Origin of the sequence: Chryseobacterium cheonjiense, assembly GCF_012927265.1 — a bacterium.
GTDB lineage: Bacteria > Bacteroidota > Bacteroidia > Flavobacteriales > Weeksellaceae > Chryseobacterium > Chryseobacterium cheonjiense.
Map to the genome: position 1 here is coordinate 709,648 of NZ_JABBGF010000002.1, position 26,148 is coordinate 735,795.

Here is a 26,148-nt window from a genome sequence, read left to right on the forward strand (position 1 = left end):
GTTTTAACCGGAATCAGGTAATTATAGTCTTCTCGCTAGATCCATTTTGAATGCCATCAGTTTGGCAATATTCTCGGATTTGTAAATAGCCATATCAGCATTCTCCCCAGAAAAATTTTCTTCAATCGTGGCTTTCCAAAGTTCGAGCCAGCGGTTAAAATGTTTTTGTTCCATTGCCTGAATCTCATTAATAGGGAAGTGGGCGCCCATAGGATTTCCCTTATATGTCATCTGTCCGAATAAAATTGATTCCCAGAATGAATACATTTTGGGTAAATGTTTATCCCAGTCTACTTTGGCAATATCGGTAAAGAAGAAGCTTATCGTTTCATCCTTAATGACTTTCGCATAAAAAGCATTAACAAGATATTCTATGTCTTCCCGTGATTCCAGTTTTTTCATAATTCAAAATTAAGGTAAATTCGTTCTTAAATTTAATATTTGGAGTTGATAAATTTCATGAAAACAATATTCTATCTTTGCATGTTATTTTTATTCAAATTGAAAGCAGTTTGTATGCTTCAGATAGGATAAATTAAAAACAAAATGATTGTAAAATGGCAAAAGAATTCAGGCAAAAAATTCGCCAGAAGAATACCGATAACAGCGGTTTCGGTGACAATGCGTCCGGAAGATTTATCAATAAGAACGGACTTCCGAATGTTAACAGGAAAGGAGTAAATGTTTTCAATCGATTCAGCTGGTATCATACCATGCTTGAGCTGTCGACGTTTAATTTTCTTTCTTATCTTGTTATTGCGTATATTCTGGTAAATTTGTTTTTCGCTTTGATCTATTATCTTATCGGAGTCGAGCACCTTACCGGGATTGACAAAAGCGATCCGGTAAGTGAATTTATTGACGTTTTTTTCTTCAGCTCCCAAACCTTTACCACGGTAGGATATGGAAGAATTGCACCAGTAGGTTTTATGGCAAGTCTGGTGGCTACATTTGAAGCATTCCTGGGATTGCTTACTTTTGCCATTGCAACAGGACTTTTCTACGGAAGGTTTTCCAGGCCAAGAGCATACCTTAAATTTTCGGATATAGCATTGATTGCCCCTTTCAAGAATAAAACGGCGCTGATGTTCAGGCTTGCCCCTTATAAAAATAATTCTTTAACGGATGCTGATGTTATTGTATCAGCAGCCATCGAAGTCATTGAAAACAGTGTTCCGAAAAGCAATTTTTATACCCTGAAGACTCAGCTCAGTAAGATTAATACGCTGGCTCTGAACTGGACCATTGTTCATCAGATTGATGAAGATTCTCCGTTTTTCGGTTTTTCTGATGAAGATTTTAAAAACACGCATATTGAAATCATTGTTCATGTTCGGGCATTTGATGAAGTATTTTCCAATACGGTTGTACAGCGTACCTCTTATGTTTCCGATGAAATTATATACGGGGCCAAATTTATCCCGATGTATTATCCGGATAAAGATAACCAGTCTACCGTGCTGAATCTGGATAAAATGAACCATTATCAACAAGCGGATCTCCCGATATTTCAGGAGGAAAATGAATAATGAATTTAGATCTCTATAAAAAACAGGCTTTACAAAAGCAGAAAGAACATAAAAAATTCCTAGACGGTATCAAAAAGAAGCCGCCTAAAAATCTTGATTATGTGGTTCAGGAAACCAATGATGAAGTTTTCGAAAAGATAGACTGTCTTCAGTGCGCCAATTGCTGCAAAACTACAGGTCCTCTTTATACAGAGAAGGATATTGAAAGGATAGCGAAACATTTGCGAATGAAACCTGCCGATTTTGAGGCCAAATTCCTTCGCACTGATGAAGATAACGACAAAGTGCTTCAGAACCTTCCTTGTTTCTTTTTGAACAGCGACAATACCTGTTCTATCTATGAGGTACGACCTAAAGCCTGCCGAGAATATCCGCATACAGACCGGAAAAAGATCTATCAGATTAATAATCTTACTATGAAAAATACGCTGATATGTCCCGCTGCATACGAGTTTGTGGAGCGAATTATGAAAAATTTAGCAAAATAACCTATAATTCAAAATCATTCTTAAATAATTATAAAGTCCGTTAAATAAAGACTTCCAGAATAATATCAGGATAAAAAGTGACGTTTAGGTTAAACAACCATTTAATAAATAAAATATTAATTATTATGAAGAAGTTAGTTTTAACAGCAGCGTTTACATTAGTCGGAGTAATCGCAGTATCAGCTCAGACGGACACTACACAACAGAACCCGTCTCAAACTCAAAATCCTAATAACCAAACGACAACTCAACCTCAACAGGGTACACAGGCCACTTCGGAATGGGGCACAAACTCCGCCGGAACAGCCCAAACTCAGAATACCAATGCAGCTTCTACCACAGATGCGGCAGCAGCAACCACTGCAACTGATGCTTCAGCCAGTGTAACTGCAGATCCAAATGCAGATGCTACCAAACCTAATGACGAAGCGACTAAAGAAGAAAAGAAATCTAAAAAGAAAAAGTCGAAGTAAGTATTTAAATTTAGTAAAGTAGAAATGGAATCCTGAAATTTTATATTTCAGGATTTTTATTCCCGGCTTTATAATGTAATTTGTCTTAATTTATTATAAATCAAGTTAAAACATTTTTATAAAGTATCCTTTGTACGATTATTGTACATCATATAACACACCACTTTAAATCATTAATATTATGAAAAATTTAATTTTAGCGACAGCATTCGCAATGTTTGGTACGATCGCAGTATCGGCACAAACAACACCACAGAAGACATCAACTGATAGTATGAGAACAGATACTACCAGAAACAAGGACATGAATAACGGAACCACCGGTACAATGAATAACACCGGCACCAATAATTCCAATAACAATTGGGATAAATCTAAAACCGATACCGCCAGCTGGAAAAACAGAGATGCAACCACAGGCGATAGAAAAATGAAAAAGAAAAATAAGTAGATAATGCAATAAAGAAATCCTGAAATTTTTCAGGATTTTTTATTTTCAATTTCATCCATCCGGAACTGAACAATTTTCCTGATCAGTTCTGCAGGAAGTTCTTCTTTTAAGGGAAACTGAACGGCACCTTTAGAAAATTTGTATTTTCTTATTTTAAATTCGTCTTCAAAGTTCTTAATTCCTTCAGCTCCGGGATAGAAGCCGATATGCTTTTTATAGCCTGCAAAATAAACCAGAGGCTTATTTTTATATTTGAAAGCAGGCATCTGATAGCCAATATATTCTTCAATTTCAGGATTTTGAGCATGAATGATTTTTCGTAATTCTTTTAATGTGTCTTCTATTTCAGGAAATAAAAAAATGTAGTCGTCTATATTTTCAAAAGTGTTTTTCATATTTAAATGTAAGAAATTTATAAGAATGCCTGATCAAACAGGAAACATTTCTGAATTTGTTAATCTTATACTACAAATAAAAAAGCGCTGAATCATCAACGCTTTCTCCTTTCACTTTTACTTTTATCCCATTTATAATCCCGGGAACAGGTTATATGAAAAAAGGTCGGGAAAATTTCCCAACCTTGTATTTTATACGACTCCTTGTGCTAGCATTGCTTCTGCTACTTTCACGAAACCGGCGATATTTGCCCCTTTCACGTAGTTTACATAGCCGTCTTCTTCTTTACCGTAGTCTCTGCATGCTTTATGAATTCCGATCATAATCTCTTTCAGTCTGGCGTCAACTTCTTCAGAAGTCCAGTTCAGACGGATAGAGTTTTGCGTCATTTCTAAACCGGAAGTTGCTACCCCTCCTGCGTTGGAAGCTTTCCCCGGAGAGAATAATACCTTATTATCAAGGAAATAATTGATGGCATCCAATGTTGAAGGCATGTTGGCTGCTTCCGTTACACATACACATCCGTTTTCAACAAGAAGTTTTGCATCTTCAAGATCAAGCTCATTTTGGGTTGCAGAAGGGATGGCAACATCACATTTCACTTCCCAAGGACGCTTCCCTGCAAAAAACTGTGCAGAAGGATATTTTTTAGCATAATCTTCAGCTCTGTTGTTACCTGAAGATCTTAATTCCAACAGATAATCGATTTTTTCGCCATCGATTCCGTCTTTATCGTATACATATCCATCCGGTCCGGAGATTGTTACTACTTTACCTCCAAGTTCGGAAACTTTCTTGATCACACCCCAGGCTACGTTTCCGAAACCTGAAACCGTTACGGTTTTATCTTTAAACGTTTGTCCGATTGTTTTAAGCATCTGTTCTGCGAAGTATACCACGCCGTATCCCGTAGCTTCAGGACGAATCAATGAACCACCGTAAGCAAGACCTTTACCGGTAAGTACTCCTGTAAATTCATTTCTGATTTTTTTATACTGCCCGAACAGATAACCGATTTCTCTTGCGCCTACCCCGATATCTCCAGCAGGAACGTCAGTTTCAGGACCCACGTGCTTACACAATTCTGTCATGAAAGCCTGGCAGAAACGCATTACCTCCATATCAGATTTTCCTTGCGGATCAAAATCTGAACCTCCTTTTCCTCCTCCCATCGGAAGGGTAGTAAGAGAGTTTTTGAATACCTGCTCGAATGCTAAGAATTTAAGAACCGAAAGATTTACGGTAGGATGAAAACGGATTCCGCCTTTATATGGTCCGATAGCAGAGTTCATTTGAATTCTGAAACCTCTGTTTACCTGGATTTCCCCTTTATCGTCAACCCACGGAACTCTGAAGATGATGATTCTTTCAGCTTCCGCCATTCTTTCAAGAAGCTTCATGCCCGTATATTCCTTCTTAGTCATGATAAACGGAATTACTGTAACAGCAACTTCTTTTACGGCTTGTAAAAATTCTGGCTCATTAGGGTTTTTGGCCTCAATTTTTGCTATAAACTCTTGGATTTTCTGGTCAATATTATATTGTTCCATATATTAGGGTTGAATATTATTGCCAACAAATTTAATTTTTTTTTCAAGATTCACAACACCTTAATGAATGATTGTTGAAAGTTTAATAATATAAACACTTAATATTATTAAGTTGATAATTTATACGTTAATTTTATTAAAAATTAAATGTTATCTTTAAAATAATGCAATATTAAGAAATGGTTAAATCTCATATTGCTACAAATTGTCTCCCTGAAAGTGATTTTACTTTCCCCAAAAGCTCCAAATCCAGAATTACGGGTAAAATTTTATGAGAGGCGAGTCCTGTTTTCTCTATAAGATCATCTAACGAAATCTGTGGATTATCTGATATAAAATTGAATATGAATTGCTGGTTTTCAGTTAATTGAATATTGATTTCACTTCTAGAAAACAGCTCATCCATTTTTACTTTAGGCTTTTTAAGTCCTAAATAATCAATCAGGTCTTTAATCGTAGAAATAGGCGCAGCTTTATTTTGAAAAATGAGATGATTGCAGCCCTGACTCTGTTTATCGGTGATCTTTCCGGGCAATGCAAAAACCTCGCGATTGTACTGATTGGCAAAGGTTGCCGTGCTTACCGATCCTCCGCCAAAAGCGGTTTCTACAACAATGGTTGCGGGGGACATGCCCGCTACAATTCTGTTTCTCTGAATAAAATTCTCGCGGTCGGGTTTGCGGGAAGAATTAAATTCCGTAAATAACGCACCGTCTTCTTCCAGTATTTTTTCGGAAAGTTTTCGATTTTTTGAAGGGTAAATGATATGAAAGCCGTGCGCAAGAACTGCTGCTGTCTGAATTCCTTTCTGAAGGGACTGTTCATGGACCTCCTTATCGACACCCAAAGCCAGTCCGCTCACAGAAATATAATTGCAGGAATGGGTTTCTTCAAAAAAATCATGGAGAAACTGTTGTCCGTAAGATGTCATATTTCTTGTTCCGACAATGCTTAACCGCTGCTTTTGGTCATCAAAAACGCCTTTTTGGTAAAGAATTGCGGGAGCATCGTTACATTCGTTGAGCAAGGACGGAAGGTCACCAAGGTGTCTGAGGTTAATTTTGATCTTATTCTTTTCGCAGAATTTCAGTTCAGCTTCAGCAAATTTCAGATGCACAGGGTTTCCGATGTCAGCTACCATTTTATATCCTAAGCCGTCAATTTTTTTGTATTCTTTCCTTGTATGAAGCCATGCATTTTTGGCATTTCCGAAAGCACGCACAAGCTTGTAAAAATTGATATCACCGATTAAACTGCATTCGCGGAGCGCGATAGAATAGAGATGTTCTTCAGAATACATTTGTGTTGTTTTGGCAAATGTATTGAATTTGGCGTTAATTTTCAGTAAGACATCTTATATCTTATTCAAACTTATTTTCTTCTCAGTTCATCCAGATGTTTCCAGATGTCATCCTTCTTTTTATAAGGAAGCTCCAGGAAATCTTCAGGATGGTTTTCTTTATATTCCTGCCATAATTTATCATCTTTTTCACTGTAATAGTTAGGAAACTCCCAGATATATCTTTTCTTTTTTTCGCCTACTTTCTTAAACATAAAAGCGAGGATTACTCCTACTACAGCACCTGCAATATGTGCCTGCCATGCAATTTTGCTTGGTTCCTGAAGGTTATAGAACAACTCCTCCGGCAGCATGCCCCATACAAGACTTCCATAATACAGTACAACAAGTAATGAGATGGTAAGCAGTTTTACATTCCATTTAAAAATACCGCTAAAAAACAGGAAAAAGGCAAGAACATATACGACACCGCTTGCTCCGATAGTACAGGTATAAAGATAATCTCCGGTCATAATATCGATTGGCGGCAGCAGCCACACCAGAAGGCCAGTAGCAAGCCATCCCAGGATAAATACTTTGTTGGCCACCAGAGGATAAAACTGATACAGAAGAAACATCAGGATCGCAATAGGAATGGAGTTGCCTACAATATGATCCAGATTGCCATGCAATAGAGGAGAAGTGATAATTCCCAACAGACCTTCAGGTAATAATGGGATAATCGCTCCAAAGCAACTTTCAAAAAAGCCGTGAAGCTGAAGAAAATATCCTAACCACATGGCTGAAAGCATCAGCAATGGATTTACAATAGCTTTTTTAGAAATTACTTTGTTTTTTAGCATGCAGGATATATGTCAAATGAAAAGCCAATGATAAATTTCGGAAAATTTGGCGATGAATAAGAATCTTTATTTTTTATTTCAGACAAAAAGTAATTTTTTAAAAATAATCTCTTTTTTTAAGGATCTTATCTGTCATTAAATCTTGTCGCTGTTTACATTTAGAGATGAAAATGCTGAGATTTAACGTTGTATTGAGAGTTCATCAAATTTATATTTAATATTTTTGTTTGGAATTTTGTATAATGAAACCCTGAACTCATGAAGAAGTTTTTATTAATTCTTTCCTTTTCTGCAGGAATTTTTATCAATGCGCAGGTAATTCTTGACACTGCTTCTGTTAAAGTAGATACCATCAAACACTGGTCTGTTGTAGGCAAGCAGTCTTTAATGATTAATCAGGCAGCCTTTTCCAATTGGGTGGGCGGCGGTGCCAATAATGTAGGCTGGCTTTTGGGAGCCGACTATAATATCAGGTATGAAAATGATAAAGATCTTTGGGAAAATATTATTCTTTTAAATTACGGGCAAAATGATACCCAGGGTATTGGAGTAAGAAAAACCCAGGATGTGATCAATGTTTCGACCAATTACGGACGAAAAGTCTCCAAAAGCTGGTACCTTTCTGTGGGCGCAGGCTTACAATCCCAGTTTTCTACAGGTTATGAGGATGGAAATAATCCTGAAGCCAAGAAAATTTCTAATTTTATGGCTCCCGGTTATCTGAATGTCGGGATGGGGATCACTTACCGGCCCAATGATAATCTGAATGTTACTTTAAGGCCATCGAATGCCAGGTGGACCTTCGTTCTTGATGAGGATCTTCAGACCGAAGGTACATACGGATTGAAAGCTGATGGGGATAATACTTTACTGCAATACGGTTTTCTCGGCACTGCTTTATATAAATTTAAATTGATGGAGAATGTGAACGTTACCAATACTGCGTCTGTTTTCTCCAATTATCTTGACCATCCTGATAGATTGGTTCTCGCCTATGGAATGATATTGAATTTAAAGGTTAATAAGTTCATCTCGTCGAATATTACGGTGGATTTGATGTATGACCATAATCAGATTAAAAAAACACAGCTCAAACAAACACTCGGGGTAGGCTTTGCTTATACGCTGGATAACGGTGTTAAACGTTCTGACCGAAAAGACAGCCAGTGGTGGATTAAAAAATAATTAAACTAAAACGATAGGAGCGGGCTTTAGCCCGCTTTTTTTTAAAGGCAAGTGGGCTTTAGCCAAATTACAAACAAAAAAAAGCACTCCCAATATGAAGTGCTTTACTATTATCAATTATATATTACTAAAATTCTATATCAACTTCCAGTTTCTCGGCCAAAAGCTTAGAAATTTTTTCTTTCAGGGGCTCAATGTCTATATTCTGCATCGCATCATTTGCGAAAGCATACAGCAATAAAGCCTGAGCTTCTTTTTTGGAAATACCTCGTGCTCTTAAGTAGAACAGGGCATCTTCATTCAGCTGTCCTACGGTACATCCGTGAGAACATTTCACATCATCTGCAAAAATCTCCAGTTGGGGTTTTGTATCAATGATTGCGCCTTCGCTAAGCAATACATTATTGTTCTGCTGATATGCGTTGGTTTTCTGGGCAATTTTGTCTACAAATACTTTTCCGTTGAATACCCCGTGAGATTTCCCGTTAAAAATACCTTTGTAGTTCTGATAACTTTCACAGTTTGGGAAATTGTGGTGAACCGCTGTGTGATGGTCTACCAGCTGATCTTTTCCGATAATGGTAATCCCGTTCATAAATGAATTGATATTGGATCCGTTATGAATAAAATCAAGGTTATTTCTTACCAATTTTCCTCCGAAGGAGAAAGTATTTACGGTTGTTAAGCTGTCTTTTTCCTGTCTTGCAAAAGTATTGTCAATGAGATACGAAGTATCGTTATCATTCTGCAGCTTGTGCCAGTCTGCTTTTGCATTCGGATAGGTAAAAATTTCCGTTACCGAATTCGTTAGCACATATGTACTGTCAAAATTATGATGACTTTCAATGATTTCCACTTTAGCACCTTCTTCCACAATTAATAAATTTCTTGTATTATAGAAGGTATTTTCTTCCTGATTCTGAGAAATGTAGAAAATATGAATCGGTTTTTCAATTACTACATTTTTAGGAACCTTTAAGAAGAAGCCATACTTGCAATAAGCCTGGTTTAGATTGGTAAAAGCAGATTTATCAGCAGCGATTGTATTAAAGTATTTCTCAAAAACATCTCTGTGCTTTTCGTCATTCAATGCATAATTGAATGAAAGAAACTCAACATTTTCAATGGAAACTTTTGATAATTCTTTATGAAGCTTACCGTTTACAAAAGTGATCCAATCGAAATTTTCTTCACCCAAATGAAGACTATCCAATTGCTCTTTGGTAATATTATGATTTTCTTTGGGAAAAAAGTTGTAAGCTTTTTCGGTTATCTCTTTTAAGCTGGTATATTTATATTCTTCGTCTTTTTTTGTCGGAAAACCTGCTTTTTCAAACCTTTGAAGAGCGGCTTTTCGATCTTCGTCCATAAATCTGTGACGAAGGCTCTCCAAAAATTCGTTATGGTTTTCTGTAATCTGTTCTTTTAATGCCATTACTGGTATATCTGTGGTTTGCACCATTTTTTCTTTTTTTGTTTGGCTGAGTTGTTCAACTAAGAGATGAATCTCTGAATTCTTATCTTTTAATTAATTTAAAAGCCAGTCGTACCCTTTTTCTTCCAGTTCCAAAGCAAGAGATTTGTCACCAGTTTTGATGATTTTCCCATTTGCCAATACGTGAACGAAGTCAGGTTGAATATAATTAAGCAATCTCTGATAGTGCGTAATCAAAAGAACTGCATTTCCTTCATTTTTGAAAGCATTTACACCGTCTGCAACGATTCTCAAAGCATCAATGTCTAATCCAGAATCCGTTTCATCAAGAATAGCCAATTTTGGGTTAAGCATCATCATCTGGAAGATCTCGTTTCTTTTCTTTTCACCTCCAGAAAAACCTTCATTCAATGATCTTGAAAGGAAATCTTTTTTGATACCTAATTTTTCAGATTTCTCACGAATCATAGATAGCATTTCCTTTGCAGGCATTTCTCCCAATCCGTTTGCTTTTCTGTTTTCATTCATTGCTGCCTTAATGAAATTGGTTACAGAAACCCCCGGAATTTCTACAGGATACTGAAAAGAAAGGAAAATTCCTTTATGTGCTCTTTCTTCAGGAGCATCTTCAATGATGTTTTCACCCCCGAAAATAATTTCTCCGTCAGTAACTTCATAATCTTCTTTCCCTGCGATTACGGAAGAAAGGGTGGATTTACCGGCTCCGTTCGGTCCCATGATGGCGTGAACTTCACCCGGCTTTATCTCAAGATTAATTCCTTTTAAAATTTCTGCGCCGTCTTCAATTTTGGCGTGCAAGTTTTTTATCTCTAACATACGTTTAAATTTATCGCAAGGCTAGACTAAGATTTTCAATCTTCCTTTGCTTTTTAAGATAAACAAAGGCACTAACGCTTATCAATGAAATACAATTTTTTTTTATTTTAAACATTAAGAATTTAAGTTTAAAGTCTTAATGCATCATTTTTTTTAAGCAAATCAATAAAATTGATTTTGGATTAAGTTGATTAAGCTATTGCTGTAAATTTAACTTAATTTGAATAAATGTTATTCCGGGAGTTTTGAAAAATACTCATTTATTAAAGGAATCATTGACTTTGTAATATTGTCCGTATAAAAATTAATTAAAATGCCTTGAGGCTTTTTCAATATTTTCATATAAGTCATCAACTGAGCCTGATGTACGGGCAATAAACTTTCAACAGTTTTGATTTCTATAACAATTGTATTATTTACAAGTAAATCAACTTTTAGCGGAGTTTCAATTTCAATTTTGCCATAACTGATTTTGGTGCTAATTTGTTGATCAACCAAAAATCCTTTTTCTCTTAATTCATATGCCAAACACATTTCATAAACACTTTCCAATAAGCCCGGGCCTAATTCCTTATGAACTTTGATGGCGCATCCAACAATGTCATAAGAAAGTTGTGTTATTTGTGTTTTTGTCATATTAATTTTCTTTAAAAGAATTGATTTATCAATTCCTTAATATTAGACATTAAGTATTTAAGATAATAAAAAAACTTAATTTCTTAATGTTTAAAAAATAATACTATCCTACAGAGCCTTCTAAAGAAATCTCCAGTAATTTCTGGGCTTCAATGGCAAATTCCATCGGCAGTTTATTTAAAACTTCTTTGCTGAAACCATTCACAATCAAAGCAATGGCTCTTTCTGTGTCAATTCCTCTTTGGTTACAGTAGAAAATTTGGTCTTCCCCGATTTTTGAAGTCGTAGCTTCGTGCTCCAGCTGTGCAGAAGGATCTTTGATTTCAATATAAGGGAACGTATGTGCTCCACATTCATTACCCATCAACAGAGAGTCACATTGGGAAAAATTTCTTGCTCCTTTTGCGGAAGGCATTACTTTTACCAGACCTCTGTACGAATTCTGGGATTTCCCTGCAGAAATACCTTTCGAAATAATCGTAGACCTTGTATTCTTACCGATGTGGATCATTTTTGTACCGGTATCTGCATACTGGTGATTGTTGGTTACTGCAATAGAATAGAACTCACCGATTGATCCGTCTCCTTTCAGAATACATGAAGGATATTTCCATGTTACGGCAGAACCTGTTTCCACCTGTGTCCATGAGATTTTTGCATTTCTTTCGCAAAGCCCTCTTTTCGTTACGAAATTGAAAACTCCTCCTTTTCCTTCTTCATTTCCCGGATACCAATTTTGTACGGTAGAATATTTTATTTCGGCATTGTCTAATGCGATAAGCTCAACAACGGCCGCGTGAAGCTGGTTTTCATCTCTTGAAGGAGCGGTACATCCTTCCAGATAAGAAACATAACTTCCTTCGTCAGCAATAACAAGCGTTCTTTCAAACTGACCTGTTCCCGCCTGGTTAATACGGAAATAGGTTGAAAGCTCCATCGGACATCTTACTCCTTTCGGGATGTAGCAAAAACTTCCGTCAGAAAATACTGCGGAATTTAAAGCTGCATAGAAGTTATCCCCTCTCGGAACTACTTTTCCAAGATATTTTCTTACCAGATCCGGGTGATTTTTAATCGCTTCTGAAATGGAACAGAAAATAATTCCTTTTTCCATCAGCGTATCCTGGAAAGTTGTTTTTACGGAAATAGAATCCATGACGATATCTACTGCGACACCGGAGAGTCTTTTTTGCTCTTCGATGTTGATACCCAATTTTTCAAAAGTTTTAATCAATTCGGGATCTACCTCGTCAAGACTTGCCAGTTCGGGTTTTACCTTTGGGGCTGCGTAATATTTAATAGCCTGAAAATTCGGTTTTTCATATTTAATATTGGCCCATTCCGGCTCGACCATTTTAAGCCAGATTCTGAAAGACTCCAAACGCCACTCCGTCATCCATTCCGGCTCTTCTTTTTTAGCAGAAATCGCACGGATGATGTCTTCATTTAACCCGGTAGGGAAATCTTCGTAATCGATTTTCGTTTCCCAGCCGAATTCGTATTTTTTATTTTCTAAATCGACGCGTAAATCGTCTTCAGTATATTTATTCATAATTTATATTCAAAAAATTCAAAATTCGAAATTCAAAATTTTGTATCTCCGAATTACTTTTATTTTCTGTTTTTGTATTTGGAGCCTTTTAGATCACTATTTTCTAAATAAAATATAAAGCCTCCTATTTTCTTACTTAAATCTGTTGTTTTTATTTTAAAACCTCAAATTTTTCTTTTGAAATAAAGTTTCTATCCAAAATCCTATATAGCTGAGATCTTGTTTCGCCGCAAGAAGCTTTGGAAATATACAAGAACTGTATAAATTCTCCGTTTCCATTTCTCTCGAAGCCTTCAGCAATGTTATCCATTATTGAACCTGAAGATCCGTCAATTTGATTTGCCAGCCGAAAATTATTTTTAAGTTCAGAATTTTCAATAATTTCATAAATATCGGCAGAAAGCTCTCTTGCAAGCTGCCATATTTCTAAATCTTCAAAACTCTTATACGTTGCCAATAATATTGAATTTTAAATCTTAAATATTGAATTTTAAAGAGAAAAACTTTCTCCGCATCCGCATGTTCTGGATGCATTAGGATTGTTAAAAACAAATCCTTTTCCGTTTAAACCTCCTGAATATTCAAGAGTTGTTCCTGCGAGGTATAAGATAGACTTTTTGTCGACAACAATTTTAATGTTATTGTCCTCAAAAATTTGATCAGTGTCTGTTTTTTGGTTGTCAAATCTCAAAACATATTCTAAACCAGAACATCCTCCGCTTTTCACCCCCACTCTTATATAGTCTTCAACAGGGTTAAAGCCTTCCTCTGTCATCAGCTGGACGGCTTTTGCCTTTGCTTGATCTGATACTTTTATCATTGTATTTATTTAGAATGATTTAATAATGCAAAAATACGAACAATAATTAGTATATAAAAATTAGCGATTTTATTTTATCGATTTTTATTATTGATGGCTTTAACTTTGTAAAGATTTTAAAATCCAAACTATAAATTTACCTTAATGAAAAAACTAGGCATCATCGCTTTATCATTATTCGTGCAGACTCTTTTTGCCCAGACCAACAGATTTGTGTATCAGGTCACCATGAAGCCGGACGCATCTAATAAAAATGATACTAAAACAGAAAATGCATATCTCGATATTTCTCAGGAAAAATCGGTATTCTATTCTGAAAACAGGATTAAGAGAGATTCTGTAATACAGGCTACCATACAAAGTGGTGGAGCAAGGAGTTTTAACAGGGACCAAATGGAAAATCTGAGATCTAATATTAATTACTCTGTAGAAAAAGATAAAAAAAGCCAGAAGACTATTTTTAAGGACAGAATAGGGAGAGATGTTTACACGTATGAAGAAGACAGGCCTATCAGCTGGAAAATATTTCCTGAGACCACAAAAATAGGAGAGTATAAGGTGCAAAAAGCTGAAACTGATTTTGGAGGAAGAAAATGGACCGCATGGTTCACCACAGATTTGCCTTATCAGGACGGGCCGTACAAATTCGGAGGACTTCCGGGGCTTATCGTAAAAGTGGAAGATGATAAAGGAGAATATTCTTTCGATCTGATGAAAAATTATAAAATTGCTGATTTTCCTGCATTAAATCAGTTCGGAAATATCATTAAAGTAAAAAGAACCGATTATGTAAAGCAGCAGAAAAAATTCATGGAAGATCCTATGGCTTTCATGTCACAAGGTGGCGGGACAATGAGAATCGGTGGGGGTAACCGTGGAGGCGGCGGAAATCCTGCAGAAATGCGAAAGAGAATGGAAGATCGAGTAAAAGAAGAGGCTAAGAAAAACAGTAATCCAATCGAACTGCAATAAATCAACCCCCGAAGAGAATCTTCGGGGGTTTTGTTTTAAAGTTGATTTAAATTCTATCTTAAAAGTTGGTTGAAGGTATCGCCTTGTCTGATATCTCCGGTGTTGTATCCTTTCATAAACCATTCTTTACGCTGTGCAGAAGAACCGTGGGTAAAGCTTTCCTGATTCACATATCCCTGAGATCTTTTCTGGATATTATCATCTCCAACAGCTTCTGCAGCATCAATCGCAGATTGAATGTCTCCCGGTTCCAGAATATGTTTTTCAGCATCCGTCCTTTTTGCCCAAAGTCCTGCATAAAAATCTGCCTGTAATTCTGTTGCTACGGAAATCCTGTTCATTTCTGCTTCGCTATATTGCCCGCTTCTTCGCATTTCGTCTACTTTTTGCGTAGTTCCCAAAAGGGTCTGAACATGATGGCCGACTTCGTGTGCAAGAACATAGGCAACTGTAAATTCTGTTACTTCTGCTCCGAATTGTTTCTGCAGTTCATTAAAGAAGCTCATATCCATATAAACGGACTGATCTGCGGGGCAGTAAAAAGGTCCCATTGCTGCCTGTGCAGTTCCGCAGCCGGATCGTGTTGTGCTTTCAAAAAGTACGATTTTCGGAGGTTCGTAGGTCATCCCGTTTTCAGTAAAAACCTGCTCCCAGGTATTGGTATTCCATTTTCCCATCATGTCTACCATTTCTCCGATTTTTCTTTCTTCCGCTGAGAGTTCTCTCTGCTCGGTTTGTGCTGTACCGGAACTGTTTCCGGAAGAAAGTATGGAAGAAGGGTCTCCTCCCAGAAAAAAAACGATGGCAGCAATAATCAAAGTTCCCAATCCGCCCCCTACAACGGCTCCGCCGCCTAGTCCACGCCTGTCTTCTACGTTGCCGCCTCTGTCGTCAGTCCATCTCATAGTTGTATTATTTTGTGATATATAAATTTAGAAATTTAAAATCTAATTTCTTTATGGATGGCAAAATATTTTAGCAATTATCGATTAAGTTGGTTTTTCTTCAGCCAGTATGAGGTAGACTGATATGCGGAGATAGCCTGTTCGATAAGCTTTTTATTCTGAAGATCCCCCTTTACATATTTTTCATCATAATACAGATTAAATTCCGGAGAAAGGCTGTTTTTTTGCTGTGTTAAAGCATATTGTTTAACTTTTTTTAGCGGAGAAATAACAGTTAAATAATTATCTTTAATGAATCCGAGATCCTGATAGGTGGCTACATAAGCTTTAGGCTGAAACTCTTTTGAGAACACGTCCTGTCCCAAAAATTTAGTCTGATAATTGAAATTAAGCAATCCTAAAAGCGTTGGCATCACGTCAATCTGCGACATGGTTTGTGTAAATTTCTGAGGCTGAATAAATCCTTCCGAAAAGATCATTGCAGGAATTTTATATTTATCCATCGGAAGTTCCGTGTCTCCTGCGCTTGAGGCACAATGGTCGGCAATAATAACAAAAACCGTATTGGGATACCAGTCTTGTTTTTTAGCCATTTCAAAAAACTTCCTAAGAGAATAATCGGTATATTTTACGCCGCCTTCTCTTGATTTTGCATCTCCGGGAATATCAATTTTTCCGTTAGGATAGGTAAAAGGACGGTGATTGGAGACCGTCATCCAATGGTTAAAAAACGGTTTTCCGGATTTTGCTTCGGCATTCATAGCCTGAATTGCTTTTTTCGCCATATCTTCATCTGCTACGCCCCAAACGTTGGCAAAGGAGATTTCCTCCGGCTTGAAATTATTTCGGTCAACAATATCATATCCATTACCTTCGTAAAAGTCTTTCATATTATCGAAATAGCTGTAACCGCCATACAGGAACTTTACATCATAACCTTTTGATTTGAAAACACTTCCTGTCGTAAATTTGTTTTTGTTGTTTTCTCTTTTGATAATGCTTTCTCCGGCAGTTGGCGGAATGCAGAGTGTAAGTGCTTCAAGGCCGCGAACGGTTCTGTTTCCGGTAGCATAAAGGTTGGTAAACATGAGTGACTTATCTGCAAGGCTGTCCAGGAAAGGAGTTATTTTCTGTGTGTTTCCATAATGCGCCATAAAGTCTGCAGATAAACTTTCAATGGAAATCAAAACCACATTTTTGTTTAATTCCGGTTTTTCAGACTGGATAGTTCTTTTTAAAACTGGCGGGGTGTATTGGCTCAGGAAATTCCTTTCTGCAATCTGCTGGTTAATCTGAGGATAAAACTGAAAATAATCCAGCTCATTATGCGTAAATGCCCAATAAAATTTTGGCAATCCGTTGGCCTGGATCTCATCTTCAAAAACGTTGTCAGATTTTAATTTTGTGGTGAAACTTAATCCTAAAAGACTTACGGCTACTAAAATGCAGAATGAAGTTAATAAAATGGCTTTCTGTTTTAGATTTGGAAGAAATAAAAGTTCTGTTTTGGTCTTTTTATAAATGTAGAAGGTAAACGCTGTGGCAACGGCAAATATCGCCAGAAACAAAGGAACTACAGGATAACTTTCCATAATGTTGCCGATAACTTCATTGGTATAGATCAGGTAATCTACCGCGATGAAATTATATCGCAATCCAAATTCATTATAGAAAAAATACTCGCTTACGGCATTAAAAATGATAAGAAGAACGTACAGGAAAACAGTAATGAAGTACATTGTATTCCTAATTTGTAAACGTTTTTTCGGCAGGAAAAGCATAAGGCTGAATATAATGATCTTGAGGCCTATAAATGCCAATGCTATTTCAGCGGCTGAGCCGCCATATTGCTTGAAAATATTATCCGGGATGAGAAGAATGTATAAAAAGAAAGCACATAATAATCCCAGAATAATGTACCCGTAAGGCTTCTGATATTTTGAGTTGGATAAAAATACAAAATATACGGCCAGAAAAGGGCATGTGAGAATGAACACAAAAATATCATTCACAATTCCGATCATCAGTATTTTAATTACCTCCAAAAAGTTGAAATCTGCGGTTGTAATAGGATGAAATAGGAATATCATTCTCACAAGAAATGAGATTGTCAGATAAAAAATACCTAAGTATAGAAAGGGTTTAATTTTTTGGATAAACATCATTTATTAATTAAACGTTAATTCCTGCAAATGTAGCTATTGAATGTAATTCTTCAATATAAAATCTTAAAATTTAGGAATATTTGTAAAATTTATAATTATTTAAAATAACATTAAGAATATACCATTATCGGGCGGTTTATCATGTGTTTTTTATTTACATTGATAAAAAAAAGGACTGTTGTTAAACAGTCCTCAAATATTTAAAAGCTATAGGCTTATTTATGAATGGCCAAATCCTATATTTCCCTTTTTACCGGATAGATTTTTCCTGAAATCGATCATTCTTAATGCGGTAACTGCTGCTTCAACACCTTTATTTCCCAGATCTCCACCGCTTCTTGCAATGGATTGTTCTTTCGTATCGTCCGTAAGAACGCAGAAAATAGTCGGTGTGTCTGTAAGTATATTACAGTCTTTAATGCCTTGGGCAACCGCTGAACATACGTAATCAAAATGAGGCGTTTCTCCACGGATTACACAGCCGATAGAAATTACGGCATCATATTTACGTTCTTTACAAAGCTGCATGCTTGCATAGTTCAGTTCAAAAGCACCCGGAACCGGGAAAAGCTTGATGTTTTCAGGCTTAACACCTTCTTTTTGAAGGATTTCCAATGCTGCGTCGCGAAGATTATAGGTTACAAAGTCATTCCACTCAGAAAAAACAATGCCGATAGAAAATTCATCGGCATTGGTTATATGAAGTGGCTTATAATCAGAAAGATTAACTGTTGCCATTTTTTAGTAATATTTAGTCATTTCAATATAAGAGTCAGACATTCCGTTGTCATAGTCCTGATATTTTTCGTCAATTGTAGCAAAATATTTTTTAGCATCGGCTTTTTTGTTTAATCCTAAAGCCACAATACCTGCTTTTCTTGTGAAATAATAAGTTGTATACGGATCGTCTGAAGCAGAAGCTGCCTTATCCAGCAATTGCAATGCGTCTTCATTTTTATTAAGACCAGATTGTGCATCTGCCATTGCACCGTATTTCATTGCCATCAACGTTTTGTTGTCTGATGAAAATTTATCCAAAAGATCGTATGCTTCCTGGAATTTTCCTTCCTTAAACTTAAGGATTCCGGCATTGTAAGCAGAAAGCTTACCAACATTGGTTGCGGAATATTCATTATACGTTCCCAAGAAACCTGGATTTGCAGCAGATTTACCGCCAAGTGCCTCTTTTTCTTTTCCTTCAGTAAGATTTTTCTGAGCGGCAAGGAAACTTTTTACAGCTTCAGCATTTTTAGGAGTCACTACAAATTGTTTGTAAGCGAAGAATCCCAGAACGCCTAAAACAAGCACCCCGAAAACAATACCCAATGGTTTTGAATATCTTTCTATAAATCTTTCGGTGTTTAAAGCTTCTCTGTCAAGATCTTTAAAAAACTCCACTGTTTCTTTACCTTCTTGCTCATTTTGAGCATTCTTTGTAATTTTTGCCATAAATTGTTAAAAATTGAAATGCAAATTTAATTGTTTCTGAATGATTTGCAAAATACTTTGTGCGTATTGTTGATTTTTATTTAATCAAAGAAAGGAAATGTGAATTCTCAGGTGTTATTTGATTAAAAAAATGCTCCGACAATTTTCAGTTTGACAGTGCTAACAATTTACAGTTATAGTAACATATAGTATCAGAACTGTCATGCTGAACTTGTCGAAGCATCAATATTTTGGATTAATATTCTAATATATGATATACCTCCGCATTGAATTTTTTTAATTTTTCTTCTCCGTTTAAATCCTTTAAACCAATCAGAAAGCTGAACTGGGAAACAGTTGCTCCCTGCTTTTCGACAAGTTTTGCTGCTGCTTCCGTCGTTCCTCCGGTTGCCAGCAGATCGTCATGGATAAGGACTTTTTGTCCCGGCTTTATCTGTCCTTCACGCGTTTCGATGACGGCACTTCCATACTCAAGGTCATACTTTTCTGAAATAACAGGCGGAGGAAGTTTGCCTGATTTTCTTATTAAAATAAAAGGAACTTCAAGGGCGACAGCGATGGCAATCCCGAAAAGATAACCCCGGCTTTCGATCCCGCAGACAGCATCTACTTTTCCTTTACTAAACGCTACAAGGTCTGCGATTACATCTTCGTATAATTTAGGATCTAAAAAAATAGGAGAGATATCTTTAAACTGAATTCCCGGAATCGGAAAATCAGGAACATTTTCTATTGTTTCTCCCAGTCTCATGATGAGTTCTTGTGAAGCCATTTCTAAGGGTTGATTTTATAGCTGGAAATTTTCCATTCGCCGTTTACATTTTTTAATCCGAAAGTTGCTTTTAAAGAAGTTGTTCTTCCGTTTTTATCGGTAACGTCGTAGGTTGCATTGACGCTTGCGACATTAGGGTTGGAAAGATTCGTGGTGATATTTTTTACGCTCACGGTTTTCACGGATCCGAAACCTGAAGTAGGATTGGAGAACGATTCGTAGCTTCCCCAGCTTGGGTTGCTGGAAGAGTTGTAGGCAGCTTTTAAGTTTTGAGAGCTTACATTGTTTAAAAATCCTGAAACCACGTTCTTAGGATCTGCAGCCGGTTGTTTTGGCGTTGCAGGAGTCGTTGGTGCTGCATTTGGGTCTGTGGATGGTACTGTCGCACCAGGATTATTCGGATCGATCACAGCGGGATCCTGACTTACAGCCATTGAGTCTACTACCACAGGAGCCGGCACTTTCAGTAATGAAGGGTTTACATCTAACCCTATTTTTGTCATCTTGAACGTTTTAGCCGTTGTTTTTACCGATACGGTGATGTCAATTTTATTATCAACGACTTTAGCTGCAGGGATGGATGAGAATTTTAAATTAAATCCTTTAAAATTATTATCCTGCATCAGGTTTTTGGCTGTAGAAAGCTTTACCCCATTGCTGAAAATCTCAAGAGTAGCTTCCAATCCTGCTCCTGTAAAAGAAACGGGGTTTCCGGCATTATCCACAAGTCGGGGAACAATCTGGATAGCGGTTGGTGAGCCTGTCCCGTCATCACCTGTTGGTCGTGTAGTAATGCTGAGTGAGTTGGCTTTTACGTCATTAGGATCACTTTCTTTTGCTTTATCGTCGCCGAAAATATTCATTTCACCTAATGATGGAGGGGCATTACTGGCCCATTCGATACCGTTTTTCTGTGCTACCTGGTCTGCCATTGCCATGATCTCAGGAACTTTTTTACCATTAATCAGCTGGCCCAGCGCTTTTAATTCTGCAACATCACCATCGGCTTCCACTCCGAAGGTCTTTAAAATATAAAGTGCTTCATTAAACTTAATCTGTTTAATGGTTGGAAGACTTGCCGTCATATCATTGATGCTCGACTGTAAAGTTTTCGTGTTGGTGGCATCTACCGAATCTTTTTTGCATGCTGTAAAAAGCAACAAACTGAGAATTAGCAGAAAAGACAACTTTTTCATTTTTTTCCGTTTGCCACAAATTTAGTAAAACGTTTATTAATAGAGGATTTTATTTTATATTTTGTTTTTCTTTTAAATCATCTTTGAAAAAGGAACTGAAAACGGACTGCATATTCGGAAAATCCGGACTTTCCCAATAATTTGTGGCGTAGCTGCTGTTTTTAATGTCAAATTTATTTTTTTCTGTATCATTTTCGTTTTTAAAAACTAACTCTGTAGGATAGAAGTTTCTGTAAACAATTAGCTGGTTGTATTCGGGCTCACTTTTATGTTTAAGTTTTAGAAAAGCAATTTCATTATATTCTAATAAATCTCTAAGTGTTTTTGAGGTATCTTTCCCGTAGGCAGCGTTGATAATTGTTCTTACATCAAAGAACCGATATCCGAAAAGCGCAAATTCTTTTTCCTGTAATGCTTCACCGGTGATCTCGATCTGATCTTTCTGCTGGCCTTTTAGTTCTTTAATTACAGAATTCTTTTTCTTGTACTCCAAAATATTTCCTACTTCTTTCATTTCAGGAAGTCTCAGCATTGCCTGATAATCCCACATTCCGGTTTGTTTTTTCTCGAAAGTTGCGTCTTCCAGCCTGAAAATACGGTATTGTTCTACATTGGCTGATTTCAGCTTTTTTGTTTTGTTATCGAAAATATAGGTAACGATTCCGTCTGTGTAGCAATTAAGTTTATTATTAACGGTAACATAGGCATTGAAGTTTCCTTTTACAAAAATGTATTTTGCAGGCTTATTATTTTTAATGACAACCGCCTCGATATCTTTTATACGATCATTAATTTTAATGATATCCTGATTAAAATCTGAATAAGACAGTGTTGCTACTGAAATATTATCATACACCAGCTGGAATTTTTCCTTGTCAGGTTTTATTAAGTTTTTATCAATCTTACCATCTATATCTGAATACGCAACAATGCTTCCGTCTTTTCCGAATACAGAAACTTTGGGAAGAGGTTTGTTTGTCTTTTCAGAAATGAAAGTAATGGTTTGTGCATTAAAAAAATGGACAGCAAATGTCAAAAGTAATAATAAGAGACTTTTCTTCATGGTTAATTTTATTAATAATTAAAATCTGACTTTTATGTATAAGACAACAAAAATTAAAAAAAGTTGCATGAACTTTTATTTTTTTTTGAATTAAAACAAAAAAGACTGATCATTACAATCAGTCTTTCGGTTTTATCTTATTATAAATTCCTTAGAAAGGATATTCATAAATTTCAGATTCGTGCAGGTAAGGGTTTCCTGTAGGGATTAATTTAAGTTTAGATAATGCTGAAAGCACTGTAAACATAAACAGACCAACTACGAATAGAATTGCCCCTACGATTAATAAGAATACTTCAGGAGTTTTCCAGTATGGTCCTACTGTTCCCGGCATTACCATGTTGAAGTAATCTAAAATGTGTCCGAAGATCACTACTACAGCCATTGTTGTTACAACTTTATAGTTTCTCTTGATGCTGCTGCTCACTAATACCAATAGTGGTAATAAGAAGTTTACAATAAGCATTGGTAAGAAAGTAGGAGAGTAGTGCTGGAATCTTCCGAAGAAGTAATTAACCTCTTCCGGAATGTTTGCATACCAATATAGCATAAATTGTGCAAACCATGTATACGTCCAAAGCATACTTGTAGCGAAAAGGAATACTCCTAAATCATGTAAGTGGTTATCATTGAACTGTGGAAGGGATCCGTTTTTCTTTAAATAAACACTTAGCAGGATGATAACCGCGATACCACTTGATAGGCAGCTTACCATAGAATACCAGATATACATGGTAGAATACCAGTGAGGGTCAATAGACATCAACCAGTCCCAAGCCCAAGCAGCAGAAGCAAATCCGAAGAATGCGATATATCCTACTGCCCATCTGTAAAGCATTTGATAATCTACCTTTGATTTGGTTTCATCTACTTTTTTAGACTGAGCCTTTAGTTTCCAAGCGAAGAAAGAAGCACCTAGTACATAGATGAATGTTCTTACGGCATAGAAAGGTATGTTTAAGAAAATTCTTTTTTCAAATAAGATCACATCAAAATGAGCAGAATTCGGGTCTGTCAATTCAGGGTCCATCCAGTGGAAGAGGTGTCCTTGGTGAGTGATGTTTAAAAGCATCAGGATGATTAAGATAGCACCACCGTAAGGGATATAAGAAGCAATAGCTTCCATTACTCTTGTAATGATGATCGGCCATCCTGCATGTGCAGCATGCTGAATAGAATAGAAGAATAATACGCAGCAGCTTACTCCGAAGAAAAATACAGCTACAAAATGTATTGCCGCTAAAGGCTGGTTGTGTACCTGAAGAGTCGCGTGCTCGAGATGAGCAGCGTGATCCTGAGGACCAACCATTTCACTAGAATGTGTAGGAGCAGTATGACCAGAAGCATTAACAGCTTCCATCATGTGTTCTATTTTCTCAGCAGTGATTCCTTTATTTAAGAAGAAACCAATACCAAACAGAACTAAACCTACAACAAGAAGGATTATAGAAGTTGATTTTAATTTTGGTGAAAAACTATACATTTCTTTTCTTATTTTTTAGTTTCGGTAGTCTTAGTTTCAGGTGTTGCAGGTGCAGGTGTTGCAGTAGCCGCAGCTGCCGGTGTTGCAGCGGCCGGTGCAGCTGCTCCTTTTTTGAAGGCATTCATCACATACATAGCCACTCTCCATCTGTCTCCAGCGTTTAGTTGCCCTGCATAAGATCCCATAGCATTTCTACCGTTTGTGATTACATAGTGAACAGATCCTACAGTAATTTCTCTGTCGGCATAGTTTGGTACACCGGAAAAGGCTCCGGACTGTACGATAGGACCCTGTCCGTCTCCACCTACACCATGACAAGCCGCACAGGTATGTTCAAATAATATTTTTCCTCTTTCCAGATCCTTTGCAGCGTTTGCAGGATTTAAAGGAGAAGCGGTCATACTTTTTGAAGCATCATATCCGGCATTGTACTCGTCAACAGTTTTAGGAAGTAATCCTTCTTCAAAAACACCGTCTTTATTTTGAGGAACAGATCCTTCTACAGGAGTAAGGCCTGTGGCTCCGTTATTTTTTACAAAAGCAGGAATTTCATTTTCATGATCAGAATAAGCATCCTGAGCTTTCATTAATGGATCGTAAGCTACAGGAAAATACATGTCCGGGAAATATACCAGCGGTGTATTTTCTTTCGGTCCGCAAGAGTTAAGTAAAACTGTTGTTAAACCTAAAACTGCTGTAATTTTTAATACATTCTTTTTCATTTTAAGCATCTTTAACAGTTATTTCTTCAACTCCGGTTTCAATAAGCAACTGCTTTACAGATTCTACATCATCAGTTACAAATTCCATCATAAATTTATCGTCCGTTGTTCTCGGGTCCGGGTTTTGCGCAGGAGCTCCGGGATACATTTTGTTTCTTACCAGAAAAGTTAATGACATCATGTGCGCTGCACAGAATACCATAAGCTCGAACATGGGCACTACAAATGCAGGCATGTTGTGTCCCCAGTCGAAAGCCGGTTTACCACCGATATTCTGAGGCCAGTCATGATTCATTACATACCATGTTAAGGTAGCACCGATCGTAACTCCGTAAAGAGCATAAAGAAAGGCAGCATCAGAAATTCTTGTTTTCTTTAACCCTAAAGCTTTGTCTAGTCCGTGAACCGGAAACGGAGTGTAAACTTCGTTGATTGCGATTCCCTTATCGTTGAATGCTTTAACGCCGTTCATTAAATCGTCGTCGTCAGCATAAAGTCCGTATACAATTTTAGTGGTGCTCATCTCCTTCTTTTGCTTTATAAGTTTCACCTGAGATTTTCAAAATCGATTTTAATTCTGCCTGTGCAATTACAGGGAATGTTCTTGCATATAATAAGAATAATACAGAGAAGAATCCGATTGTTCCTAAATATACGCCCACATCAATGATCGTTGGCTTAAACATCGTCCAAGAACCAGGTAAGTAATCTCTTGAAAGGTTGATTACGATGATATCGAAACGCTCAAACCACATACCGATGTTGATGATTAATGCAATAATAAAAGTCGCAATAATATTTGTTCTTACTTTCTTGAACCAGAATAATGCAGGAATAATAAGGTTACAAGTGATTAGCGCCCAGAAAGCCCACCAGTAAGGTCCCACAGCAGCACCAGGAGAAAGATAAGTAAAGTCTTCAAATCTTGATCCGGAATACCATCCGATAAAATATTCAGTGGCATAAGCTACCGTTACCATACCTCCTGTTAAGATGATTACGATGTTCATAATTTCAATATGATACATAGTGATGTAATCTTCAAGGTGACAAACTTTTCTTGCTACTAACAATAGGGTCTGTACCATTGCAAATCCTGAGAAGATCGCACCGGCCACGAAGTAAGGAGGATAGATTGTAGAGTGCCATCCTTTAATAACCGAAGTTGCGAAGTCAAAGGATACGGTGGTGTGTACCGAGAATACAAGCGGCGTTGCCAACCCTGCAAGAACCAAAGAAAGCTCTTCGAATCTCTGCCAGTGTTTTGCTTTACCTCCCCATCCGAATGCAAGGAATGTATAAATTTTCTTAGTCCAAGGCGTTTTAGCTCTGTCTCTGATCATTGCAAAGTCAGGGATAAGACCCATGAACCAGAATACTGTTGATACCGAGAAATATGTAGAGATTGCAAATACGTCCCAAAGTAGAGGGGAGTTGAAATTCCCCCAAAGAGAACCGAACTGGTTTGGTAAAGGGAATACCCAATATCCTACCCAAACTCTACCCATGTGAATTACCGGGAAGATTGCTGCCTGTACTACCGCGAAGATCGTCATTGCTTCTGCAGATCTGTTTACAGACATTCTCCATCTCTGTCTAAATAATAATAATACCGCTGAGATTAGGGTTCCGGCGTGACCGATACCTACCCACCATACGAAGTTGGTAATATCCCAACCCCAGTTAATAGTTCTGTTAAGCCCCCATGCTCCAATACCTGTTCCGATAGTATAAGCGATACACCCAAATCCATAGATGAATAGAACCAAGGCTGCATATAATGAGATCCACCATAATTTCCCTGCTCTTTCTTCGATAGGTCGTGCAATATCTTCCGTGATATCGTGATAAGTTTTGTGACCAATAATCAGAGGTTCCCTTATCGGAGCTTCGTAATGTCCTGACATTTTTTACCTATTTATTATTT

The 26,148-nt window shown here is 37.0% G+C and carries 27 protein-coding genes and 1 pseudogene; 6 read left to right on the forward strand and 22 right to left on the reverse strand.

Features of this window, described 5'->3' with window-relative positions; all coding sequences use genetic code 11:
* Positions 1–21: 21 nt before the first annotated feature.
* Positions 22–402: a group III truncated hemoglobin gene (locus tag HHL20_RS13880; RefSeq protein ID WP_169231770.1), complete on the reverse strand. Its 381-nt coding sequence runs from the start codon at positions 400–402 to the stop codon at positions 22–24.
* A gap of 155 nt (positions 403–557) precedes the next feature.
* Between HHL20_RS13880 and HHL20_RS13885 the strand changes: the two genes are divergently transcribed.
* The 4 genes from HHL20_RS13885 to HHL20_RS13900 all read left to right on the forward strand — a co-directional run bounded on the left by HHL20_RS13885 (position 558) and on the right by HHL20_RS13900 (position 2,941).
* A complete protein-coding gene (locus HHL20_RS13885; RefSeq protein ID WP_169231771.1) occupies positions 558–1,529 on the forward strand; it encodes an ion channel in 972 nt (323 codons plus the stop codon).
* Positions 1,529–2,017, forward strand: a complete 489-nt coding sequence (locus tag HHL20_RS13890; RefSeq protein WP_169231772.1) for a YkgJ family cysteine cluster protein — start codon at positions 1,529–1,531, stop codon at positions 2,015–2,017. The genes HHL20_RS13885 and HHL20_RS13890 overlap by 1 nt, the downstream gene beginning before the upstream one ends.
* Positions 2,018–2,142: 125 nt before the next feature.
* On the forward strand, positions 2,143–2,490 hold the full coding sequence (locus HHL20_RS13895; protein ID WP_169231773.1) for a hypothetical protein: 348 nt from the start codon (positions 2,143–2,145) through the stop codon (positions 2,488–2,490).
* A gap of 181 nt (positions 2,491–2,671) precedes the next feature.
* Positions 2,672–2,941: a hypothetical protein gene (locus tag HHL20_RS13900; protein WP_169231774.1), complete on the forward strand. Its 270-nt coding sequence runs from the start codon at positions 2,672–2,674 to the stop codon at positions 2,939–2,941.
* A gap of 29 nt (positions 2,942–2,970) precedes the next feature.
* On the opposite strand, the gene HHL20_RS13905 is transcribed toward HHL20_RS13900, so the two are convergent.
* From HHL20_RS13905 to HHL20_RS13920, 4 genes are all read right to left on the reverse strand, one after another.
* Positions 2,971–3,336 (reverse strand): iron chaperone, encoded by a 366-nt coding sequence (locus HHL20_RS13905; RefSeq protein WP_169231775.1) that lies wholly within the window; start codon positions 3,334–3,336, stop codon positions 2,971–2,973.
* A 192-nt stretch (positions 3,337–3,528) separates the two neighbouring features.
* Positions 3,529–4,887, reverse strand: a complete 1,359-nt coding sequence (gene gdhA, locus HHL20_RS13910) for an NADP-specific glutamate dehydrogenase (protein ID WP_169231776.1) — start codon at positions 4,885–4,887, stop codon at positions 3,529–3,531.
* Between the two features lie 190 nt (positions 4,888–5,077).
* Entirely contained in the window at positions 5,078–6,187 is a 1,110-nt protein-coding gene (gene dprA / locus HHL20_RS13915) for a DNA-processing protein DprA (protein WP_169231777.1), read from the reverse strand.
* Between the two features lie 71 nt (positions 6,188–6,258).
* Complete coding sequence (locus HHL20_RS13920; protein WP_169231778.1) at positions 6,259–7,029, reverse strand: rhomboid family intramembrane serine protease; 771 nt, start codon at positions 7,027–7,029, stop codon at positions 6,259–6,261.
* Between the two features lie 258 nt (positions 7,030–7,287).
* Between HHL20_RS13920 and HHL20_RS13925 the strand changes: the two genes are divergently transcribed.
* A complete protein-coding gene (locus HHL20_RS13925; protein ID WP_169231779.1) occupies positions 7,288–8,214 on the forward strand; it encodes a DUF3078 domain-containing protein in 927 nt (308 codons plus the stop codon).
* Between the two features lie 127 nt (positions 8,215–8,341).
* Here HHL20_RS13925 and sufD read toward each other — a convergent pair whose 3' ends face one another.
* The 6 genes and pseudogenes from sufD to HHL20_RS13955 form a co-directional block, all read right to left on the reverse strand.
* Entirely contained in the window at positions 8,342–9,649 is a 1,308-nt protein-coding gene (gene sufD, locus HHL20_RS13930) for a Fe-S cluster assembly protein SufD (RefSeq protein ID WP_169231983.1), read from the reverse strand.
* Positions 9,650–9,742: 93 nt separating this feature from the next.
* Positions 9,743–10,486: a Fe-S cluster assembly ATPase SufC gene (gene sufC / locus HHL20_RS13935; protein ID WP_169231780.1), complete on the reverse strand. Its 744-nt coding sequence runs from the start codon at positions 10,484–10,486 to the stop codon at positions 9,743–9,745.
* Between the two features lie 231 nt (positions 10,487–10,717).
* Positions 10,718–11,122: a GxxExxY protein gene (locus HHL20_RS13940; protein WP_169231781.1), complete on the reverse strand. Its 405-nt coding sequence runs from the start codon at positions 11,120–11,122 to the stop codon at positions 10,718–10,720.
* A gap of 103 nt (positions 11,123–11,225) precedes the next feature.
* Positions 11,226–12,674 carry a Fe-S cluster assembly protein SufB gene (gene sufB, locus HHL20_RS13945; protein WP_169231782.1) on the reverse strand — a complete coding sequence of 483 codons (1,449 nt, stop codon included), beginning with the start codon at positions 12,672–12,674 and terminating at the stop codon, positions 11,226–11,228.
* Between the two features lie 59 nt (positions 12,675–12,733).
* A pseudogene (locus HHL20_RS13950) lies at positions 12,734–13,131 on the reverse strand (four helix bundle protein).
* A gap of 33 nt (positions 13,132–13,164) precedes the next feature.
* Positions 13,165–13,494, reverse strand: coding sequence for a HesB/IscA family protein (locus HHL20_RS13955; protein WP_169231783.1), 330 nt, complete (start codon positions 13,492–13,494; stop codon positions 13,165–13,167).
* 144 nt (positions 13,495–13,638) lie between these two features.
* On the opposite strand from HHL20_RS13955, the gene HHL20_RS13960 reads away from it, so the two are divergent.
* Positions 13,639–14,466 carry a GLPGLI family protein gene (locus HHL20_RS13960; RefSeq protein ID WP_169231784.1) on the forward strand — a complete coding sequence of 276 codons (828 nt, stop codon included), beginning with the start codon at positions 13,639–13,641 and terminating at the stop codon, positions 14,464–14,466.
* A 53-nt stretch (positions 14,467–14,519) separates the two neighbouring features.
* Here HHL20_RS13960 and ypfJ read toward each other — a convergent pair whose 3' ends face one another.
* The 11 genes from ypfJ to nrfD form a co-directional block, all read right to left on the reverse strand.
* Complete coding sequence (gene ypfJ / locus HHL20_RS13965) at positions 14,520–15,371, reverse strand: KPN_02809 family neutral zinc metallopeptidase (protein WP_169231785.1); 852 nt, start codon at positions 15,369–15,371, stop codon at positions 14,520–14,522.
* Between the two features lie 77 nt (positions 15,372–15,448).
* The gene (locus HHL20_RS13970) at positions 15,449–17,533 is read right to left on the reverse strand and encodes an LTA synthase family protein (protein ID WP_169231984.1); all 2,085 of its coding nucleotides are present in this window, start codon (positions 17,531–17,533) and stop codon (positions 15,449–15,451) included.
* A 222-nt stretch (positions 17,534–17,755) separates the two neighbouring features.
* Positions 17,756–18,274, reverse strand: a complete 519-nt coding sequence (gene ribH, locus HHL20_RS13975; protein WP_169231786.1) for a 6,7-dimethyl-8-ribityllumazine synthase — start codon at positions 18,272–18,274, stop codon at positions 17,756–17,758.
* Positions 18,275–18,277: 3 nt separating this feature from the next.
* On the reverse strand, positions 18,278–18,985 hold the full coding sequence (locus HHL20_RS13980) for a YfgM family protein (RefSeq protein WP_169231787.1): 708 nt from the start codon (positions 18,983–18,985) through the stop codon (positions 18,278–18,280).
* A 235-nt stretch (positions 18,986–19,220) separates the two neighbouring features.
* The gene (locus HHL20_RS13985) at positions 19,221–19,757 is read right to left on the reverse strand and encodes an adenine phosphoribosyltransferase (RefSeq protein WP_169231788.1); all 537 of its coding nucleotides are present in this window, start codon (positions 19,755–19,757) and stop codon (positions 19,221–19,223) included.
* A 2-nt stretch (positions 19,758–19,759) separates the two neighbouring features.
* A complete protein-coding gene (locus HHL20_RS13990) occupies positions 19,760–20,953 on the reverse strand; it encodes a hypothetical protein (RefSeq protein WP_169231789.1) in 1,194 nt (397 codons plus the stop codon).
* 49 nt (positions 20,954–21,002) lie between these two features.
* On the reverse strand, positions 21,003–22,016 hold the full coding sequence (locus tag HHL20_RS13995) for a hypothetical protein (protein WP_169231790.1): 1,014 nt from the start codon (positions 22,014–22,016) through the stop codon (positions 21,003–21,005).
* A gap of 151 nt (positions 22,017–22,167) precedes the next feature.
* Entirely contained in the window at positions 22,168–23,499 is a 1,332-nt protein-coding gene (locus tag HHL20_RS14000; RefSeq protein ID WP_169231791.1) for a quinol:cytochrome C oxidoreductase, read from the reverse strand.
* Between the two features lie 8 nt (positions 23,500–23,507).
* Positions 23,508–24,230: a c-type cytochrome gene (locus HHL20_RS14005; protein WP_228463197.1), complete on the reverse strand. Its 723-nt coding sequence runs from the start codon at positions 24,228–24,230 to the stop codon at positions 23,508–23,510.
* Complete coding sequence (locus HHL20_RS14010) at positions 24,223–24,744, reverse strand: DUF3341 domain-containing protein (protein WP_066435200.1); 522 nt, start codon at positions 24,742–24,744, stop codon at positions 24,223–24,225. The genes HHL20_RS14005 and HHL20_RS14010 overlap by 8 nt, the downstream gene beginning before the upstream one ends.
* Positions 24,731–26,128 (reverse strand): NrfD/PsrC family molybdoenzyme membrane anchor subunit, encoded by a 1,398-nt coding sequence (gene nrfD, locus HHL20_RS14015; RefSeq protein ID WP_169231793.1) that lies wholly within the window; start codon positions 26,126–26,128, stop codon positions 24,731–24,733. The genes HHL20_RS14010 and nrfD overlap by 14 nt, the downstream gene beginning before the upstream one ends.
* Positions 26,129–26,148 lie beyond the last annotated feature (20 nt).

Bases quoted from the DNA above. Each gene is read 5' to 3' on its own strand.
- HHL20_RS13880 (WP_169231770.1), bottom strand. From the start codon at position 402: ATGAAAAAACTGGAATCACGGGAAGACATAGAATATCTTGTTAATGCT.
- HHL20_RS13885 (WP_169231771.1), top strand. From the start codon at position 558: ATGGCAAAAGAATTCAGGCAAAAAATTCGCCAGAAGAATACCGATAAC.
- HHL20_RS13890 (WP_169231772.1), top strand. From the start codon at position 1,529: ATGAATTTAGATCTCTATAAAAAACAGGCTTTACAAAAGCAGAAAGAA.
- HHL20_RS13895 (WP_169231773.1), top strand. From the start codon at position 2,143: ATGAAGAAGTTAGTTTTAACAGCAGCGTTTACATTAGTCGGAGTAATC.
- HHL20_RS13900 (WP_169231774.1), top strand. From the start codon at position 2,672: ATGAAAAATTTAATTTTAGCGACAGCATTCGCAATGTTTGGTACGATC.
- HHL20_RS13905 (WP_169231775.1), bottom strand. From the start codon at position 3,336: ATGAAAAACACTTTTGAAAATATAGACGACTACATTTTTTTATTTCCT.
- gdhA (WP_169231776.1), bottom strand. From the start codon at position 4,887: ATGGAACAATATAATATTGACCAGAAAATCCAAGAGTTTATAGCAAAA.
- dprA (WP_169231777.1), bottom strand. From the start codon at position 6,187: ATGTATTCTGAAGAACATCTCTATTCTATCGCGCTCCGCGAATGCAGT.
- HHL20_RS13920 (WP_169231778.1), bottom strand. From the start codon at position 7,029: ATGCTAAAAAACAAAGTAATTTCTAAAAAAGCTATTGTAAATCCATTG.
- HHL20_RS13925 (WP_169231779.1), top strand. From the start codon at position 7,288: ATGAAGAAGTTTTTATTAATTCTTTCCTTTTCTGCAGGAATTTTTATC.
- sufD (WP_169231983.1), bottom strand. From the start codon at position 9,649: ATGGCATTAAAAGAACAGATTACAGAAAACCATAACGAATTTTTGGAG.
- sufC (WP_169231780.1), bottom strand. From the start codon at position 10,486: ATGTTAGAGATAAAAAACTTGCACGCCAAAATTGAAGACGGCGCAGAA.
- HHL20_RS13940 (WP_169231781.1), bottom strand. From the start codon at position 11,122: ATGACAAAAACACAAATAACACAACTTTCTTATGACATTGTTGGATGC.
- sufB (WP_169231782.1), bottom strand. From the start codon at position 12,674: ATGAATAAATATACTGAAGACGATTTACGCGTCGATTTAGAAAATAAA.
- HHL20_RS13955 (WP_169231783.1), bottom strand. From the start codon at position 13,494: ATGATAAAAGTATCAGATCAAGCAAAGGCAAAAGCCGTCCAGCTGATG.
- HHL20_RS13960 (WP_169231784.1), top strand. From the start codon at position 13,639: ATGAAAAAACTAGGCATCATCGCTTTATCATTATTCGTGCAGACTCTT.
- ypfJ (WP_169231785.1), bottom strand. From the start codon at position 15,371: ATGAGATGGACTGACGACAGAGGCGGCAACGTAGAAGACAGGCGTGGA.
- HHL20_RS13970 (WP_169231984.1), bottom strand. From the start codon at position 17,533: ATGTTTATCCAAAAAATTAAACCCTTTCTATACTTAGGTATTTTTTAT.
- ribH (WP_169231786.1), bottom strand. From the start codon at position 18,274: ATGGCAACAGTTAATCTTTCTGATTATAAGCCACTTCATATAACCAAT.
- HHL20_RS13980 (WP_169231787.1), bottom strand. From the start codon at position 18,985: ATGGCAAAAATTACAAAGAATGCTCAAAATGAGCAAGAAGGTAAAGAA.
- HHL20_RS13985 (WP_169231788.1), bottom strand. From the start codon at position 19,757: ATGGCTTCACAAGAACTCATCATGAGACTGGGAGAAACAATAGAAAAT.
- HHL20_RS13990 (WP_169231789.1), bottom strand. From the start codon at position 20,953: ATGAAAAAGTTGTCTTTTCTGCTAATTCTCAGTTTGTTGCTTTTTACA.
- HHL20_RS13995 (WP_169231790.1), bottom strand. From the start codon at position 22,016: ATGAAGAAAAGTCTCTTATTATTACTTTTGACATTTGCTGTCCATTTT.
- HHL20_RS14000 (WP_169231791.1), bottom strand. From the start codon at position 23,499: ATGTATAGTTTTTCACCAAAATTAAAATCAACTTCTATAATCCTTCTT.
- HHL20_RS14005 (WP_228463197.1), bottom strand. From the start codon at position 24,230: ATGCTTAAAATGAAAAAGAATGTATTAAAAATTACAGCAGTTTTAGGT.
- HHL20_RS14010 (WP_066435200.1), bottom strand. From the start codon at position 24,744: ATGAGCACCACTAAAATTGTATACGGACTTTATGCTGACGACGACGAT.
- nrfD (WP_169231793.1), bottom strand. From the start codon at position 26,128: ATGTCAGGACATTACGAAGCTCCGATAAGGGAACCTCTGATTATTGGT.